Raw genomic sequence first — 14,042 nt, forward strand, 5'->3', positions numbered from 1 at the left:
TGTTGCGCCGGCGCTGGATGGAGTAGGTTGCTCGGATGGAGCAGACGTATCAGGTCATCGTGGTCGGGGCCGGATTTGCCGGCCTGACAGCTGCCAGGAAGCTTGGCCGCAAGGGCGTCAGGGTGTTGCTCATCGACGCCAACAACTATCACCAGTTCCAACCCCTCCTTTACCAGGTGGCGACCTCCCAGATCGGCGTCTCGGCCATTGCCCGGCCCATCCGGTCTGTGTTCCGCCGCCTCAAATCGGTCAGGGTGCTCACCGCGGAAGTGGCAGCGGTGGATGCAGCCAACCGCACGGTCACCACCGTTGATGGCGGCACCTTCCAGGCCCGGATCATCGTTATCGCGGTAGGCGCGGTGCCTAACTTCTTCAACACCCCGGGGGCTGAGGCGCTTGCTTTCCCGTTGTACTCGGTCACCGACGCCACCAGGCTCGGCGCCAAACTCACCCAACTTCTGGACCAGGCCGATAGGGAGTCCGGCGGTTCCGTGGACGTGGTGGTCATCGGCGGCGGACCGACCGGCGTGGAGACTGCCGGGGCCATGATGGAAAACGTCAAATACGTGGTGCCCAAGTACTTTTCACCGGAGCTTGCCGCCCGATGCCATGTGCATCTGGTGGACATGATTCCGACCGTTCTGAATGCCTTCTCGGCAAAGTCGCAGGAATACACCCGGCAACGCCTGGAGAAGATCGGCGTCCAGCTGCACCTGGGAGTGGGCGTCACGGAGGTCGGGGCCGACGGCGTGACGCTCGCCGACGGAACGTTCATTCCCGGCCGGGTGGTGGTCTGGGCCGGCGGCTTGAAGGCAGGCAAAATCATCACCGACTCCGGCATTCCGCAGGGCAAAGGCGGGCGGATCGACGTGCACCCGGACCTGACCGCGCCTGAGTTTGATGGCGTGTATGTCCTGGGCGACGCGGCCAACATCACTGATTCGACAGGAGCCAAACTGCCGCAGCTTGGCTCCGTGGCACAGCAGGCCGGGAAGTGGGCGGCGAAGAATATTTATGCCGACCTCACCGGCGGTGAGCGCCAGCCCTTCAAGTACCTGGACAAGGGGTACATGGGGATGATCGGCCGGGGCGCTGCGGTGGCCGAAATCGGGCGCCAGCGGGTCCAGCTCCAAGGGCCGCTGGCCTTCCTGGCCTGGCTGCTGGTGCACCTCGCCCTGCTGTCCGGATTCCAGCAGAAGGTCCGGGCACTGTTTTCCTGGCTCAACGGCTACATCATCCACAGCCCCGCCCAGGTGGTGGTGGGCCGGCCGGAGTGACCGGCCGGGTCACACGGCGGAGGTACCGGGTTAGCTGCCGGTCAGCTGCCCCGATAGGTTGAGTAGGCGAACGGGCTGAGCAGCAGCGGCACGTGGTAGTGCTCGGCGCCCGTCACCGAGAAGACGAGGTCCACTTCCGGGAAGAAGGTGGGTGTTCCGAGGCTCTCGTAGTAGGTTCCGGTGCCGAAGTTCAGGCGGTAGGTTCCCGGCTGAAGCTGCACGGGGCCAATTTCCTTCACGCGCCCGTCGGCGTCTGTGGTGCCGCTGCCCACGGAAGTCCACGTCCCGCCGTCGCGCCGGTACAGTCCGACGGCGACGCCCCCGGCGGGGCGCCCGGAGCCGGTGTCCAGGATGTGCGTGGTGACCTGTGAGGTGCTCATGGGCTGATGACTCCTTGAAGGCGCAATAGGGCGATTTCCCGCAACTGCCGGGCGATGATGGGTTCTTCCTGTTCCGGAGTATTCGCCAGCCTTTCCCGGAGGACCCTGAGGATTTCTTCGCCAGTGCGCCCCGCGGCGCGGATCAGGAACACCCGGCCGAACTTGTCCTCATAAGCGCGGTTCCCGTCAGCCAGGGTTGCTGCCAGGGTTGCGTCCGCCGTGCCCAGCCCAGCCTGCTCGGAACGGGACATGGCTGCCTCGGCGGTGCGCGCCGTCGGGCTCTCCCCGATGCGCGGGTGGTGGGCCAAAGCGGCCTCAACCTCCTCCGCTGTGAACGGATCCGCGGCGTGCCGGGCGAAGTCCAGCAGGTGCTGCTCGGAGGCGAACGGGCGGGCTCCTGCGATCTCCTCCACCCAGCGCTGGACGTCGACGCAAGGCCGCAGCATGGCCTCGGCCTGGGCGGCGGATGCTGTATTGAAGGCAGCAAGCTTTACGTTGCGGCGGAGCAGCTTCCCCGTGGGGATCCGGCCGTCCACCACGCTGCCACGAAGGTAGGTGCGCCGGACCATGCCGGTGAGGGCCTTGCCGTCGTACGGGGTGATGGGGTTCCTGTGCTGGAGCCTGGCCACGTCCACCACGAACGCCTCGTCCGGGGCGAACACGGCGAAGTCCGCGTCGAAGCCGGGCGCGAGCCGGCCCTTGTTGGACACGCGAGCGAGGGTTGCTGGCTTCTCCGCCATCCAGGCGACCACCTGTTCCAGCGGAATGCCGCGCTGCCGCGCCTCCGTCCAGATCAGGGACAGGCCCAGCTGGAGTGAGGACACGCCGCCCCAAGCCACGGCAAAGTCACCGTTGTCCAGGTCCTTGAGGTCCAGTGTGCTGGGGGAGTGGTCCGAGACAATGCAGTCGATGGTGCCGTCCTGCAGGCCCTGCCAGAGCAGCTCGCGGTTGGCGGCTTCGCGGATGGGCGGGCAGCACTTGAAGGCAGTGGCGCCGTCCGGGATTTCCTCGGCTGTCAGGGTCAGGTAGTGCGGGCACGTCTCCACGGTGAGCTTCACGTCGTCGCGCTTTGCCGCCGCAATCATGGGCAGCGCGTCCGACGACGAGAGGTGCACGATGTGCGCACGGGCACCGGTGCGCCGGGCCCGTTCTATGACCTCGGCGATGGCGGTGTTCTCGGCACCGCGTGGACGGGAAGCCAGGAACGTGGCGTAGCTGACGCCCCCGGGGTGGGGTGCGCTCTCGATCTCGTGCGGATCCTCCGCGTGGACCAGCATCAGGGAGTCGAGGGACCCAAGTTCGGCCATGTCCTCTTCCAGTTCGTCCGCGCCCAGGTCCGGGAACTCGTCAACGCCTGAAGGCAGCAGGAAGCATTTGAAGCCGAACACGCCCTCGTCGTGCAGCGGGCGCAGGTCCTTCGTGTTCCCCGGGACCGCGCCGCCCCAGAAGCCCACGTCCACAAACACCTGGTCCTCTGCCACCTCGCGTTTGAGTTTGAGGCCTTCCACGGTGGTGGTGGGCGGGATGGAATTCAGCGGCATGTCGATGATGGTGGTCACGCCGCCGGCGGCAGCTGCCCGGGTGGCGGAGGCGAACCCTTCCCACTCGGTGCGGCCGGGCTCGTTGACGTGGACGTGGGTGTCCACCAGACCCGGGATCAGGATCTCGTCGTCGGAGAGCTCGATCGTTTCGGCCCCGGCCAGGCCGGAGCCGAGCGGTTCGATCGCAGCGATTTTCCCGCCACGGACGCCCACTTCCCGGGGCGAGATGCCGGCGCCGGTGAGGATCCGCCGGGCCCGGATAACCAGATCGTACGTTGCTGCAGGCATTCAGGACTGCCCGGTGAGGCGGATCTGGCGGTTGACGTCCTTGTACAGGAGGTAGCGGAACGGGCCGGGGCCGCCGGCGTAGCAGGCCTGCGGGCAGAAGGCGCGGAGCCACATGAAGTCGCCGGCCTCCACCTCCACCCAGTCATCGTTGAGCCGGTAGACGGCTTTGCCTTCGAGGACAAACAAGCCGTGTTCCATCACGTGGGTTTCGGCGAACGGGATGGTGCCGCCGGGCTGGAACGTGACGATGTTGACGTGCATGTCGTGGGCGAGGTCGTCCGGGTCCACGAACCGGGTGGTGGCCCAGGCGCCGTTGGTGCCGGGCATGGGTCGCGGTTCCACTTCCTGGTCCCGGGTCACGAAGGACTTCGCGGTGAAGCCTTCCAGCGGTTCGTAGGCCTTGCGGATCCACTGGAAGGAGGCTGCTTCGCCGTCCGCGGGGGCAGGGTTCCGGACTTTCCAGTCAGCGCCGGCGGCGAGGTAGGCGTAGCCGCCGGCCTCGAGCCGGTGGATCTCGCCGTCGAGCGTCAGGGCCAGTTCGCCCTTGGTCAGGAAGATGACACCTTCGACGCCGGCCTCGGCCTCGGGCTTCTCGCTCCCGCCGCCCGGGGATACTTCCACGATGAGCTGGCTGAAGGTGGTGGCGAAGCCGGCGATGGGCCGGGCGATGATCCAGGACCGGGTCTTCTCCCAGCCCGGCAGGTTGGAGGTGACGATGTCCCGCAGCACTCCCTTGGGGATGACCGTGTAGGCCTCCTTGACCACGGCGCGGTCGGTGAGGAGCTGGGTCTGCGGCGGCATGCCGCCCTCGGGGGAAAAGTAGGTGCTCATGGATGTGCTCCTTGCGAGGTGGCAGAGTGTGAAGACTCTGCGGAACGGGCGAGCCGGGGGTGCGCCAGGCCGGTCAGCTGGGGGATCCCGACGCCGGCCAGCGCCTGGACTTCTTCGGCGCCCACAGCGCCGCATTGGACGCCGCGCAGGACGAACGCCGCCAGTGCACGGGCGGTGGCTGGCTCGTCCATAACGCCGCCTTCGGTCCGTCCCACATAGTTGTGCAGCCGTGCGGCGGCGGCAGGAAGTCCCTGGCGGTAGAAGGCGTAGGTGGCGGCGAACCTGCTGGGCAGCTGGGCCGGGTGCAGGTCCCAGCCCTGGTAGTAGCCGCGCTCCAGGGACCGGCGGACCAGCCGGCCATGCAGTTGCCAGGCGCTCTCCACGTTGCGGCCCACCGGGATGATGTTGGTGGAGCCGTCCGAAAGCCGGATGCCCGTTCCGGCCACGGCGAGCCGCATGACTTCCTTGGCGAAGTCGGCCACCGGGTGCTCCATGGACTGGTACTCCGCGGAGATCTGCAGCGACGCGGAGTAGTCGTACGTGCCGTAGTGCAGGCCGCTGATCCGCCCGGGGACGGCATGGGGCAGTTGCGCTACCGGGGATGTGCCTTCCGGCCCCAGAATGAGTTGCGGTGTTTCCACCTGGACCTCGAACCTCAGCCGCCCGGCCGGGAGCCCGTGGATCTCCTCCAGCCGGGACACGGCGTAGTCCATGGCCTGCACCTGCGCCACGGTGGTGACCTTTGGCAGGGTCAGGATCAGCCCGGCGGGGAGCTCGCCGGCCGAGGCCAGCCCGGAGACGAAGAGGTCCAGGGTGCGCAGGCCGCGGGGGCGGGTGGCGGCCTCGAAGCATTTGAACCGGATCCCCACGAACGGGGGAGCGGAGCCGGCCGCGACGGCGGTGGCCACGGCGGCTGCCGCGGCACCAGCGGCGGCGTCCTCGGCGTCGTCTCCTCTGTCCCCGTACCCGTCCTCGAAATCGAGGCGGAGGTCCTCGATGGGTTCGGTCTCCAGTTTTGCCTGCACCCGCGACGCCACAACTTCTGCGAGATGGGCGTCCTGGCCCAACAGCCCGCCCAGCCTTTCCAGCCCGCCGTGCGCCGCCGCCGTCGTCAGCGCCTGGGAACCCCAGTCGGCAGCGAGTGACGGAGTGAACCGGTCGGCGGGGACGTAGACGGTGTGGACGGGCTGGCGTGAGCCGTCGTCCCCTGGGTAGTTCCGGTCCAGCAACCGGTCCGTTTCCGCCAGCTGGGCGTCGATGTGGGCGGTGTCCGCCGCGGTGAGGGAAGGCGTGGGGGTGGCGGCCATTCCTCAGTCCAGCAGTTCGTAGGCGGGGGTGGTGAGGAAGTCGGTGTAATCCTCGGACAGGCAGATGCTGGCGATCAGGTGGCTGGCCGGTTCGTAGTAACCCATGAACGCCTCCTCGCCCACTTCGCTGCGGAGCCGTTCGGTTTCCTCGGCCAGGATCTGCTCCACAAGTTCGCGGGTGACGGTGTGTCCGGTGTCGGCGAGGACGGATTTGTTCCGGATCTGCTGCCAGACCTGGGAGCGGGAGATCTCGGCGGTGGCGGCGTCTTCCATGAGGTTGTGGATGGCCACGGCGCCGTTGCCGGAGAGCCAGACTGCGGTGTACGCGACGGCGACGTAGAGGTTCAGGCGCAGCCCGGCCTCGGTGACCTGTCCGCCGGCGGAGGCGATGTCCAGCAGCTGGTCCGCGGTGACGGAGACGTCGGGGCGCTGTTTGTCGAGCTGGTTGGGCCGGCCGCCCTTTTCCGGATCGCCGAGGACGGCGTCGAAGACTTCCTGGCAGGTGGGCACGAGGTCGGGGTGGGCGACCCAGGAGCCGTCGAAGCCGTCGTTGGCTTCCCGGGTTTTGTCCGCGCGGACCTTGGCGAAGGCGGCCTCGGTGACCTCGGGCTGTTTGCGGTTGGGGATCACCGCTGCCATGCCGCCCATCGCGAACGCGCCGCGGCGGTGGCAGGTCTTGACCAGCAGTTCGGTGTAGGCGCGCATGAACGGGGCGGTCATGACCACGGAGGCGCGGTCGGGGAGGACAAACTGCTCCCCGGCATCGCGGAAGTATTTGATAATGCTGAACAGGTAGTCCCAGCGGCCGGCGTTCAGCCCGGACGCGTGGTCCCGCAGCTCGTAGAGGATCTCGTCCATTTCGAAGGCGGCGGGGATGGTCTCGATCAGCACGGTGGCCCGGATGGTGCCCTGCGGGATGCCGAGGTGGTCCTGGGCGAAGACGAAGACCTCGTTCCAGAGCCGGGCCTCGAGGTGGCTCTCCATCTTGGGCAAATAGTAGTAGGGGCCCTGGCCGTTGAGGATGAGCTGTTTGGCCACGTGGAAGAAGTGCAGGCCGAAGTCCACCAGCGCACCCACGGCACGTTCGCCGTCGATCATGACGTGCTTCTCCGGGAAGTGCCAGCCGCGCGGGCGGGCCACCACCACGGCGAGCGGTGCGTCGGTGCGGAGGGTGTATTCCTTGCCCTCGGCCGAGGTGTGGCTCAGGGTGCCGTTGGCGGCGTCGCGGAGGTTCAGGATGGAATCGATGACGTTGCCCCAGGTGGGTGTGGAGGCGTCCTCAAGGTCGGCAAGCCAGATTTTGGCTCCGGAGTTCAGGGCGTTGATGGCCATCTTGGCCGGGGAGGCGGGGCCGGTCATTTCGACCCGGCGGTCCTGCAGTGCCGCAGGCGCCGCCGCGACTGTCCAGCCGCCGTCGCGTACGTCTTGTGTTTCCGGGAGGAAGTCCAGTTTGCCGGTCTCCGCGACCCGCTGGCGTTTGACCGCGCGGGCAGCGAGGAGCTCGTTGCGGGTCCCGGCGAAGCGGGTGTGGAGTTCTTCGATGAACGCCAGCGCCTCCGGGGTCAGGATCTCCTCCGCGCGGTCGATCGGCCGGGGGTCTGTGACAGTGATGGCCATTGCTGGTCCTTTCGTTGGCTGCGAAGACGCTGGGGCTAATCTAACTCAGCAGAAGCCGGCGATTCCTGACCAGGCAGCGGGCGCCGGGGTGGCGTCGTCGCGTTGGACGGTGGCCTCGATCAGGCCGTAGGGGCGGTCTGCCGCGAAGAAGACCTCGTTGGGGTTGTCGAGGCCGAACGGGGAGAGGTCCACCAGGAAGTGGTGTTTGTTGGGCATGGAGAACCTGATCTCCTCGATCCCGCTCTGTGCTTCCAGGACCTTGGTGCCCATTTCGAACAGAGTCTGCTGCAGCGCGTGGGAGTACTTCTCCGTGAAGCCTTCAAGCAGGAGTGCCTTGACGTCGTCGTAGCTTTTGTTGAAGTCCAGGGCGCTGAAGTCGGTCCCGGTCCTGTAGCGCCAGCGGGCGGAAACGTCGGTGGCGAGGATGCGGTCCGTGGTTTCCGGGAGGGTGGTGTATTTGTCCCTGACGAAGCCCACGAAGCCGGACTGCGTGCTCTTCAGAACTGTGAGGTCCTTCAGCCCGGAGGTCAGGTGGGTGGCGGCGCCGTCGCGGACCAGGACAGCGGTCCGGACTTCCTGTCCGTTGCGGACAAAGGAGTGGTCATGTCCGCTGCCGTGGGCCTGGATCCGGTCCCAGCTGTACGACGCAGCTTCCCAGCGGCCGCCGGTGACCCAGCCGAAACCGGACGTGAAGTGTTCGCCCAGGCGCAGGAGGAAAGCTTCGGGTGAGCCGATGCCCTCGCGGGCGAAGGCGTAGATGGTGTTCTTCTGCGTGTCTGTGGCCACAACGTGGGCGTTGTCGCCCTCAAGGTGGGCCGCGGCGAAATCGCCCCGCAGCTGCGAGGTGACGTTCAGGTCCTCGATCTCGTGGCGGTCAGTGTCCCGGGTGATCTTCACAACCCGGACCTCGGCCTTGCCGTACTGGTTCTCGCCGAGGACGATCTTGCTGCTCATGGTCTGTTTCCCAACTTCCGGTAAGTGGAGCCTACGTTCCGGCACTGACATTAAGCGCTCGTTACCAGCGCGTTTCCGGTGTCAGGACACGGGACGGCCCGGCCACTCCTTGCCCGCCCACGGATCGTAATCGGCAATGAGATCCTCCTGCGGGGGACGTTCAGAATCGGGGACGTGCTGCAGGTTCACCCGCACCCGGTACCAGAGCGAGCTCGATCCGCGCATGCCATCGATCATCACGTCTGCGGGGTGCAGGGCAGGGACAACGTCCGCATGGCGCAACTTCCACTCCTCCAGCGCCGCGAGCGCCTCCGGTTTGGTCTTGGTCCGGGCCACCTCGATCAGCGGCATCACCGATTGCCGGCGGCCGGAACCGTCACCGCTGCGTGGCGCCTTCTCGGCGGGACCGAGCTCGGCTGCAAGGGCCAGGAGCCCGTCCAAGGAGCCGACGGCGTCGTCGATTCCCTCGTGGGGATCGCCGATGTCCGCGAACCGCCCGGGCACCGTGAGAACCGTGAACTGTTCCGGCCGGGCGGAACGGACCTCCTCCCAGGTCAGAGGCGTCGAGACCCGGGCATCGGGGAGCGGCCGGACGGAGTAGGCCGAGGCCACGGTGCGGTCCTTGGCGTTCTGGTTGAAGTCCACGAACACACTCTCGCCGCGCTCCTCCTTCCACCACCGCGCGGTGGCAAGGCCCGGCGCGCGGTTTTCGACCTCGCGGGCGAGCGTTTCGGCGGCGAGCCGCACCTCGCGGTAGGACCACTGCGGCTCGATCCGCACCAGGATGTGGAGGCCGCGCGATCCGCTTGTTTTCGGCCACCCCACCAGTCCGACGTCGTCGAGCACCTCCTGTGCCACATAGGCAACGTCCACGATCTGGGACCAGTCCACCCCCGGCATCGGATCCAGGTCAACGCGGAGCTCGTCCGGTTGCTCCAGGACCTCGGCGCGGACAGGATGCGGGTTGAGGTCCAGGCAGCCGAGGTTCACCACCCACGCCAACCCCGCTGCGTCCCGGATGACGGCCTCTTCGGCCGACGTCCCGGATGCGTAGTGCAGCGTGGTGGTGTCGATGAAGTCGGGGTGGTTTTCGGGCACCCGCTTCTGGAAGAACGGCTCGGCGTCGATCCCTTTGGGGAACCGCTTGAGCACCATGGGCCGGCCGCCCGCGCCGCGCAGCGCACCATCGGCGACGGCAAGGTAGTAGCGCACCAGGTCAAGCTTCGTTACCCCGGGCTCGGGGAACACCATCTTGTCCGGACTCGAGATGCGGACCTCGTTGCCGTCAATGATGAGGATCTCGGCCGGAGTCTTCGACGGGTTCATGCCGTCACGCTAGCAACGATCCGATGCCTGGGCCAGAGCCCGGCCCCTGTTGTCAGTTGAGGCTTCCGAGCCAGGAATCTACTTCTCCCGGGGCGTCGTGCATGTCATCCCGGGAGATGGTGAACGCGTTCTGGTTCACGGCTGCACCTGAAAGCGCAGCGGTAATGGTTTCGACCGTTCCGGAAAGCCGGCTCCCGCCGTGTGTGCTGAAGAGGACGATGTTCTTCCCGGTGAAGTCATGCTGTTCAAGGAAGGTGTAGAGGACCATGGGAAGGTCGTACCACCAGATCGGATAGCCGATGAAGATGGTGTCGTACGCTGCAAGGTCCGAAATGGGTGCCTTGACACCGGGCCTGGCGTTTTCTTCCTGTTCCACCTCCGCTTCGTCCGTAAGGGTGTCCATGCTGACGGGCAGTGACTGAGCCGTTTCGATGCGGAAGAGCTGTGCTCCCGTGCGTTCCTGGATGAGCTGGGCTACGTATTCGGTATTTCCCAGGACGTTGCCGTCGACGACGTGCATGCTGTTTTCGACGTCCTCGCGGTTATTCGCGGATTGGTCTGTGAGTGGCACCGAAAAGTAGGAGATCAGGGTGCGGGCGGGATCAAAGGAGAGGGCACCTCGGGAGCCGCCTGCAGCGCCCGGTCCGGTGGAGTTGTTCAGGCCCAACCCGCCGCCGGGGCTGCAGCTTGCGATGGTGATTCCGGTCGCGGCCACTCCCAGTAGCTTCAGGAAGGTTCGGCGTTCTCTGTGTTTCATCTGATTCAGTCCGTTTCAGTGGTTCGGATGCAGCGTGGGCTACATGGTGAGGCGTTCGTGATGGATGCGCCGGGCGGGGACGCCCAAACTTCGCAGCAGTCTCTGGCTGGACAGCACCGCCACGTTCGGTCCGACGATGAAGAAGGCGCCTTTCGAGAGGGTTTCTGCCGGCAACGTGTCGGCGAGATCCTCTTTCCGGTACCTGCCGATGCGGGTGGTGATCTGCAGACGCCCCCCGGATGCGGCCTGATAGTTCTCGAGCATGTCGCGGTAGTAGATGTCTTCGGGGCGGCGCACCGTCCACAGCAAGTGGATGTTGCGCTTTGAGTGATGGGCGGAGGTCAGGCTCAACAGCGGCGCCACGCCGGCGCCCATTCCGAGGAACACGAGCGGCGTGTCTTGTGGTGGTCCTGGACGATTGAGTCGAAGCGGCCGAAGGGACCCTCCAGGCGCACGCGGGTTCCCGCTTGGACGTTGCCGAGGCGGCGGGTGTAATTTCCGTGCTGGCGCATTGTGAACGTGACTTCCTCCCGGTTGTCATCGGTCACTGAGAACGGGTGCCGTTCCCGGCTTACCGCTGAGGATCCCTCGAAGCTGAGAAAGAAAAAGTCCCCCGGCCGCAGGGAGGTCTCTTCCTGGTCGAGGGCCACTGACACTTTCCGGGTGGAGCCGCCGCGCGCATGGTTAGCGACTACTGTTCCGGCCTTGAACGTGTCAGGGCCGATCCACTTCTTCCAGGCGTAGATTCCCAGCACCACAACCGTGTACAGGTCGAAGAGGACCATGAACACGAAATGCTCACTCACCCTGTCCAGCAGGTGGGCGTGCAGCCAGATCATTCCCACGATCACCAGGTTGAGCCGGTGGATCCAGACGGAAAGCTGATGGCGGAAAACGCGTTCAAGAAGCCGCTTGACCTTTACGAGCAGCATCGAGCGGTCCACGAGCCAGCCGCTCATGAAAAACACCGAATAGCAAAGCACCGTCAGTGCCGCGTAGAAGCTCCAGTCCCCGAGCCACCGCGCCCACCGCTCCGGCGCGTACGAGTTCTCTCCATGCACGTAGGCGGCGGCCAGTGCGAGCACACCAAGCATTCCGTGCAGCCCGTAGATGGACCGCAGTCCCACGAGCCTGTCCAGCCACGGTGGCCTGACACTCAGAACGATGGCCAGCAGCCACCACGAGTAGGCCACCAGACCGAGCAGGATGTAGAACTTCAGCCGCCAGGGATCTGAGGACTGGAGGTGGAAGGTGAGCAGCAACGGCACGGGAAATGCCACCGTTACGGTCCAAAACAGTGTTCTATGCAGCATGGTGGTGGCTCCGCCCGGCCGTCTGAACTACCGGTGAACCGGTGCCCGGCACTACATCGACGGCCATGGCCATGCCCGGCCTCCTCCTGGGACCGGTGTCCTCGGAGCTTTGGAGATTGATGACAATCAGGGCCGCCATGACGACGGCGGCTATGGTCACCAGGACGATCTTTTTCGTGTGTTTCATCGGCGGTATTCCCGTTGACCTTTCATCGGTTGTGTATGTGCCAAAAGTGGCAAGAGGACAGGACGAAGAAACCCGGGCCGATGAATGATCGTTGCGGCGGATGCCGTCAGTCGGAGTCTGAGCTGGTTTAGCTGAGCTGGTTTAGCTGCGCTGGTCCCTGCTGTGGGCAGGGTCGGCGGCGGCTGCCCCATGCGGTCCCGCCCGGCCGATGCTCCAGCTCGTCAGGAACGCCAGCTGTTCCTGGGCGTGGCTGGCCGGTTCAGCGGTGTACGCGATCAGGGTCAGGTCCTGGCCGGGAAGGTCGAGAGCGTCCCCTGTCAGTTCGATTTCGCCGATCAGGGGACAACGAAGCGTCTTGCGGGCGCTGCGGTGGAACCGGACATTGTGCTTGGCCCAGCGGACCGAGAATTCATCGCTTCCGGTGGCGAGGTCACCGATGAGTGCGTTGAGGGCCCGGTCATGCGGATGCCTGCCCACTTCCACCCGGAGCGCCGAGGTCAGATCGTCAGCGACGGTCTCCCACTCCACAAAGAAGTCGCGTGCGCGGGTGTCCAGGAACATGAACCGCGCAAGGTTCAGCGGCAGGGTCTCGGGGCCGAGGATTCCGGTGTACAGGGCAAAGCACAGGGGATTGGCAGCCAGGATGTCCATCCGGGAGTTCCGCACATACGCGGGGATGCCGGTCATGCCCGTCAGGATCCGTTCGACACTGGGGCTTACTCCCTGCCGCTTTTGACGGGTCCCTGCCCCCGTGCTCGGCGCTGCGGACCGTGCAAGGTCGAGGAGGTGGGCGCGCTCGGCTTCGTCCAGCTGAAGGGTACTGGCGAGGGAGTCAAGGACGGAATCGGAGACTCCCCGCAGGTTGCCCCTCTCCAGGCGCGCGTAGTATTCGGTGCTGACGCCCGCCAGCATGGCAACTTCCTCGCGCTTGAGTCCGGCCACCCTTCTGGTTCCCCCGTAGGCGGGCAACCCGGCCTGGGCCGGGGTGATGCGTGACCGCCGGCTCATGAGGAACTCGCGGACGTCCTTGCTGTTGTCCATAGCCCTAACGCTACGACCTGCCGCGCCGCCCTAACAGGAACTGCCAGTACACCTCACAGCAGTGACTCCCACATGAGGCACCGGACTGGTTGTCTTGAACAGGTACCCCCGTGGAAAGGAACCCACATGAACAGCGTGACCCTCAACAATGGCGTCCAAATGCCCGTCCTGGGCTTTGGCGTCTTCCAGATCCCGGACGAAGACACCCAGGCCGCCGTCGAAGCGGCGCTCGCCGCCGGTTACCGGCATCTGGACACCGCGGCGTCCTACGGCAACGAAGCCGCCGTGGGGGCGGCGCGTAAAGCCAGTGGAATCGCCCGGGAAGAGCTCTTCATCACCACCAAACTGTGGATCCAGCATGCCCCCACCGGCAGCGTCGAAGAGGACACCAAGCGCGCGTTCGAGAGCTCGCTCCAGCGGCTCGGGCTGGACTACGTGGACCTGTACCTGATCCACCAGCCCCTCGGTGACTACTACAGCGAGTGGCGGTCCATGCAGGACCTCAACAGGGAAGGACTGGCCCGCGCCATTGGAGTGTCCAACTTCCACCCGGACCGGCTGGTGGACCTCATCGACCATAATGAGATCGTCCCGGCTGTGAACCAGATCGAAACCCACCCCTTCCATCAACGCGCAGCCGATCAGGCGCTCATGGTCGAATGCGGTGTCCAGATCGAATCGTGGGGCCCGTTCGCCGAAGGAAAGAATGATCTGTTCACCAATCCGCTCCTCAGCACCATCGCCGGGGAACACGGCAAATCCGTGGCGCAGGTGGTTCTCCGCTGGCTCATCCAGCGCGGCGTCGTCGTGATCCCCAAGTCCGTCCGGCCCGAACGGATGGCCCAGAACCTCGATGTCTTCGGCTTCACCCTCACCGAGGAGCAAATGACCATGATCGCCACCCTGGACACTGGAGCGAGCCTGTACTTCGACCACCGGGACCCGGCCATGGTGAGCTGGCTTGGCGGACGCCGGATCAGCTGATCCGTACGCCACTGACCGGAGGACTCCCAGATGACAAAGAACCAGCGGATTGTCGGCAGGCGCTCGGTCCTGCGCACGGCCGTCACGGGACTGGGTGCGGCCATGGTCACCACCGGAATCTCAGGCTGCAGCGCGGGAGACAGGACCCAGCCCGCCCAGGAAACACCAACGTCACCCAGCGCAGAGAACGCCCCGGCCCTACGGGAAAACGGACGCATCCTGTTGGCCTACTTCTCCCG

14 protein-coding genes and 1 pseudogene are annotated in these 14,042 nt (G+C 65.8%); 2 read left to right on the top strand and 13 right to left on the bottom strand.

Translation table 11 applies throughout. The features are described from left to right. Positions 1-35 precede the first annotated feature (35 nt). Positions 36-1,277 (top strand): NAD(P)/FAD-dependent oxidoreductase, encoded by a 1,242-nt coding sequence (locus tag ACP7AX_RS10675; RefSeq protein ID WP_426226430.1) that lies wholly within the window; start codon positions 36-38, stop codon positions 1,275-1,277. Between the two features lie 41 nt (positions 1,278-1,318). On the opposite strand, the gene uraH is transcribed toward ACP7AX_RS10675, so the two are convergent. The 13 genes and pseudogenes from uraH to ACP7AX_RS10740 all read right to left on the bottom strand — a co-directional run bounded on the left by uraH (position 1,319) and on the right by ACP7AX_RS10740 (position 12,819). Further along, positions 1,319-1,657, bottom strand: coding sequence for a hydroxyisourate hydrolase (gene uraH, locus ACP7AX_RS10680; protein ID WP_426226431.1), 339 nt, complete (start codon positions 1,655-1,657; stop codon positions 1,319-1,321). Further along, positions 1,654-2,181: a 2-oxo-4-hydroxy-4-carboxy-5-ureidoimidazoline decarboxylase gene (uraD, locus tag ACP7AX_RS10685; RefSeq protein WP_426226533.1), complete on the bottom strand. Its 528-nt coding sequence runs from the start codon at positions 2,179-2,181 to the stop codon at positions 1,654-1,656. Before uraD ends, uraH begins: the two co-directional genes overlap by 4 nt. Further along, a pseudogene (gene allB / locus ACP7AX_RS10690) lies at positions 2,155-3,486 on the bottom strand (allantoinase AllB); the annotation flags it as partial. The gene uraD and the pseudogene allB, both read right to left, overlap by 27 nt. Next, complete coding sequence (locus ACP7AX_RS10695) at positions 3,487-4,317, bottom strand: bifunctional allantoicase/(S)-ureidoglycine aminohydrolase (RefSeq protein WP_426226432.1); 831 nt, start codon at positions 4,315-4,317, stop codon at positions 3,487-3,489. Continuing rightward, positions 4,314-5,624, bottom strand: coding sequence for a DUF6986 family protein (locus ACP7AX_RS10700; RefSeq protein ID WP_426226433.1), 1,311 nt, complete (start codon positions 5,622-5,624; stop codon positions 4,314-4,316). Before ACP7AX_RS10700 ends, ACP7AX_RS10695 begins: the two co-directional genes overlap by 4 nt. A gap of 3 nt (positions 5,625-5,627) precedes the next feature. Beyond that, positions 5,628-7,241, bottom strand: coding sequence for a malate synthase A (aceB, locus tag ACP7AX_RS10705; protein WP_426226434.1), 1,614 nt, complete (start codon positions 7,239-7,241; stop codon positions 5,628-5,630). Positions 7,242-7,286: 45 nt separating this feature from the next. After that, positions 7,287-8,195 carry a factor-independent urate hydroxylase gene (gene pucL, locus ACP7AX_RS10710; protein WP_426226435.1) on the bottom strand — a complete coding sequence of 303 codons (909 nt, stop codon included), beginning with the start codon at positions 8,193-8,195 and terminating at the stop codon, positions 7,287-7,289. Positions 8,196-8,276: 81 nt separating this feature from the next. Further along, positions 8,277-9,521 (bottom strand): non-homologous end-joining DNA ligase, encoded by a 1,245-nt coding sequence (gene ligD, locus ACP7AX_RS10715; protein WP_426226436.1) that lies wholly within the window; start codon positions 9,519-9,521, stop codon positions 8,277-8,279. Positions 9,522-9,573: 52 nt separating this feature from the next. Next, the gene (locus ACP7AX_RS10720) at positions 9,574-10,236 is read right to left on the bottom strand and encodes a flavodoxin (RefSeq protein WP_426226437.1); all 663 of its coding nucleotides are present in this window, start codon (positions 10,234-10,236) and stop codon (positions 9,574-9,576) included. 81 nt (positions 10,237-10,317) lie between these two features. Then, positions 10,318-10,665, bottom strand: a complete 348-nt coding sequence (locus tag ACP7AX_RS10725; protein WP_426226438.1) for a hypothetical protein — start codon at positions 10,663-10,665, stop codon at positions 10,318-10,320. Beyond that, positions 10,626-11,558 carry an FAD-binding oxidoreductase gene (locus tag ACP7AX_RS10730; protein WP_426226439.1) on the bottom strand — a complete coding sequence of 311 codons (933 nt, stop codon included), beginning with the start codon at positions 11,556-11,558 and terminating at the stop codon, positions 10,626-10,628. Before ACP7AX_RS10730 ends, ACP7AX_RS10725 begins: the two co-directional genes overlap by 40 nt. Before the next feature lie 22 nt (positions 11,559-11,580). Continuing rightward, positions 11,581-11,778, bottom strand: coding sequence for a hypothetical protein (locus ACP7AX_RS10735; RefSeq protein ID WP_426226440.1), 198 nt, complete (start codon positions 11,776-11,778; stop codon positions 11,581-11,583). A gap of 141 nt (positions 11,779-11,919) precedes the next feature. Beyond that, positions 11,920-12,819 (bottom strand): helix-turn-helix transcriptional regulator, encoded by a 900-nt coding sequence (locus ACP7AX_RS10740; protein WP_426226441.1) that lies wholly within the window; start codon positions 12,817-12,819, stop codon positions 11,920-11,922. 126 nt (positions 12,820-12,945) lie between these two features. On the opposite strand from ACP7AX_RS10740, the gene ACP7AX_RS10745 reads away from it, so the two are divergent. Then, positions 12,946-13,803 carry an aldo/keto reductase gene (locus ACP7AX_RS10745; protein WP_426226442.1) on the top strand — a complete coding sequence of 286 codons (858 nt, stop codon included), beginning with the start codon at positions 12,946-12,948 and terminating at the stop codon, positions 13,801-13,803. The last annotated feature ends 239 nt before the right edge of the window (positions 13,804-14,042 follow it).

The organism is Pseudarthrobacter sp. DSP2-3-2b1 (genome assembly GCF_049895945.1).
GTDB lineage: Bacteria > Actinomycetota > Actinomycetes > Actinomycetales > Micrococcaceae > Arthrobacter.

What these genes read in the sequence shown, in the direction of transcription:
- ACP7AX_RS10675 (WP_426226430.1), top strand. Translation starts at nt 36, where the DNA reads ATGGAGCAGACGTATCAGGTCATCGTGGTCGGGGCCGGATTTGCCGGC.
- uraH (WP_426226431.1), bottom strand. Translation starts at nt 1,657, where the DNA reads ATGAGCACCTCACAGGTCACCACGCACATCCTGGACACCGGCTCCGGG.
- ACP7AX_RS10695 (WP_426226432.1), bottom strand. Translation starts at nt 4,317, where the DNA reads ATGAGCACCTACTTTTCCCCCGAGGGCGGCATGCCGCCGCAGACCCAG.
- ACP7AX_RS10700 (WP_426226433.1), bottom strand. Translation starts at nt 5,624, where the DNA reads ATGGCCGCCACCCCCACGCCTTCCCTCACCGCGGCGGACACCGCCCAC.
- aceB (WP_426226434.1), bottom strand. Translation starts at nt 7,241, where the DNA reads ATGGCCATCACTGTCACAGACCCCCGGCCGATCGACCGCGCGGAGGAG.
- pucL (WP_426226435.1), bottom strand. Translation starts at nt 8,195, where the DNA reads ATGAGCAGCAAGATCGTCCTCGGCGAGAACCAGTACGGCAAGGCCGAG.
- ligD (WP_426226436.1), bottom strand. Translation starts at nt 9,521, where the DNA reads ATGAACCCGTCGAAGACTCCGGCCGAGATCCTCATCATTGACGGCAAC.
- ACP7AX_RS10735 (WP_426226440.1), bottom strand. Translation starts at nt 11,778, where the DNA reads ATGAAACACACGAAAAAGATCGTCCTGGTGACCATAGCCGCCGTCGTC.
- ACP7AX_RS10740 (WP_426226441.1), bottom strand. Translation starts at nt 12,819, where the DNA reads ATGGACAACAGCAAGGACGTCCGCGAGTTCCTCATGAGCCGGCGGTCA.
- ACP7AX_RS10745 (WP_426226442.1), top strand. Translation starts at nt 12,946, where the DNA reads ATGAACAGCGTGACCCTCAACAATGGCGTCCAAATGCCCGTCCTGGGC.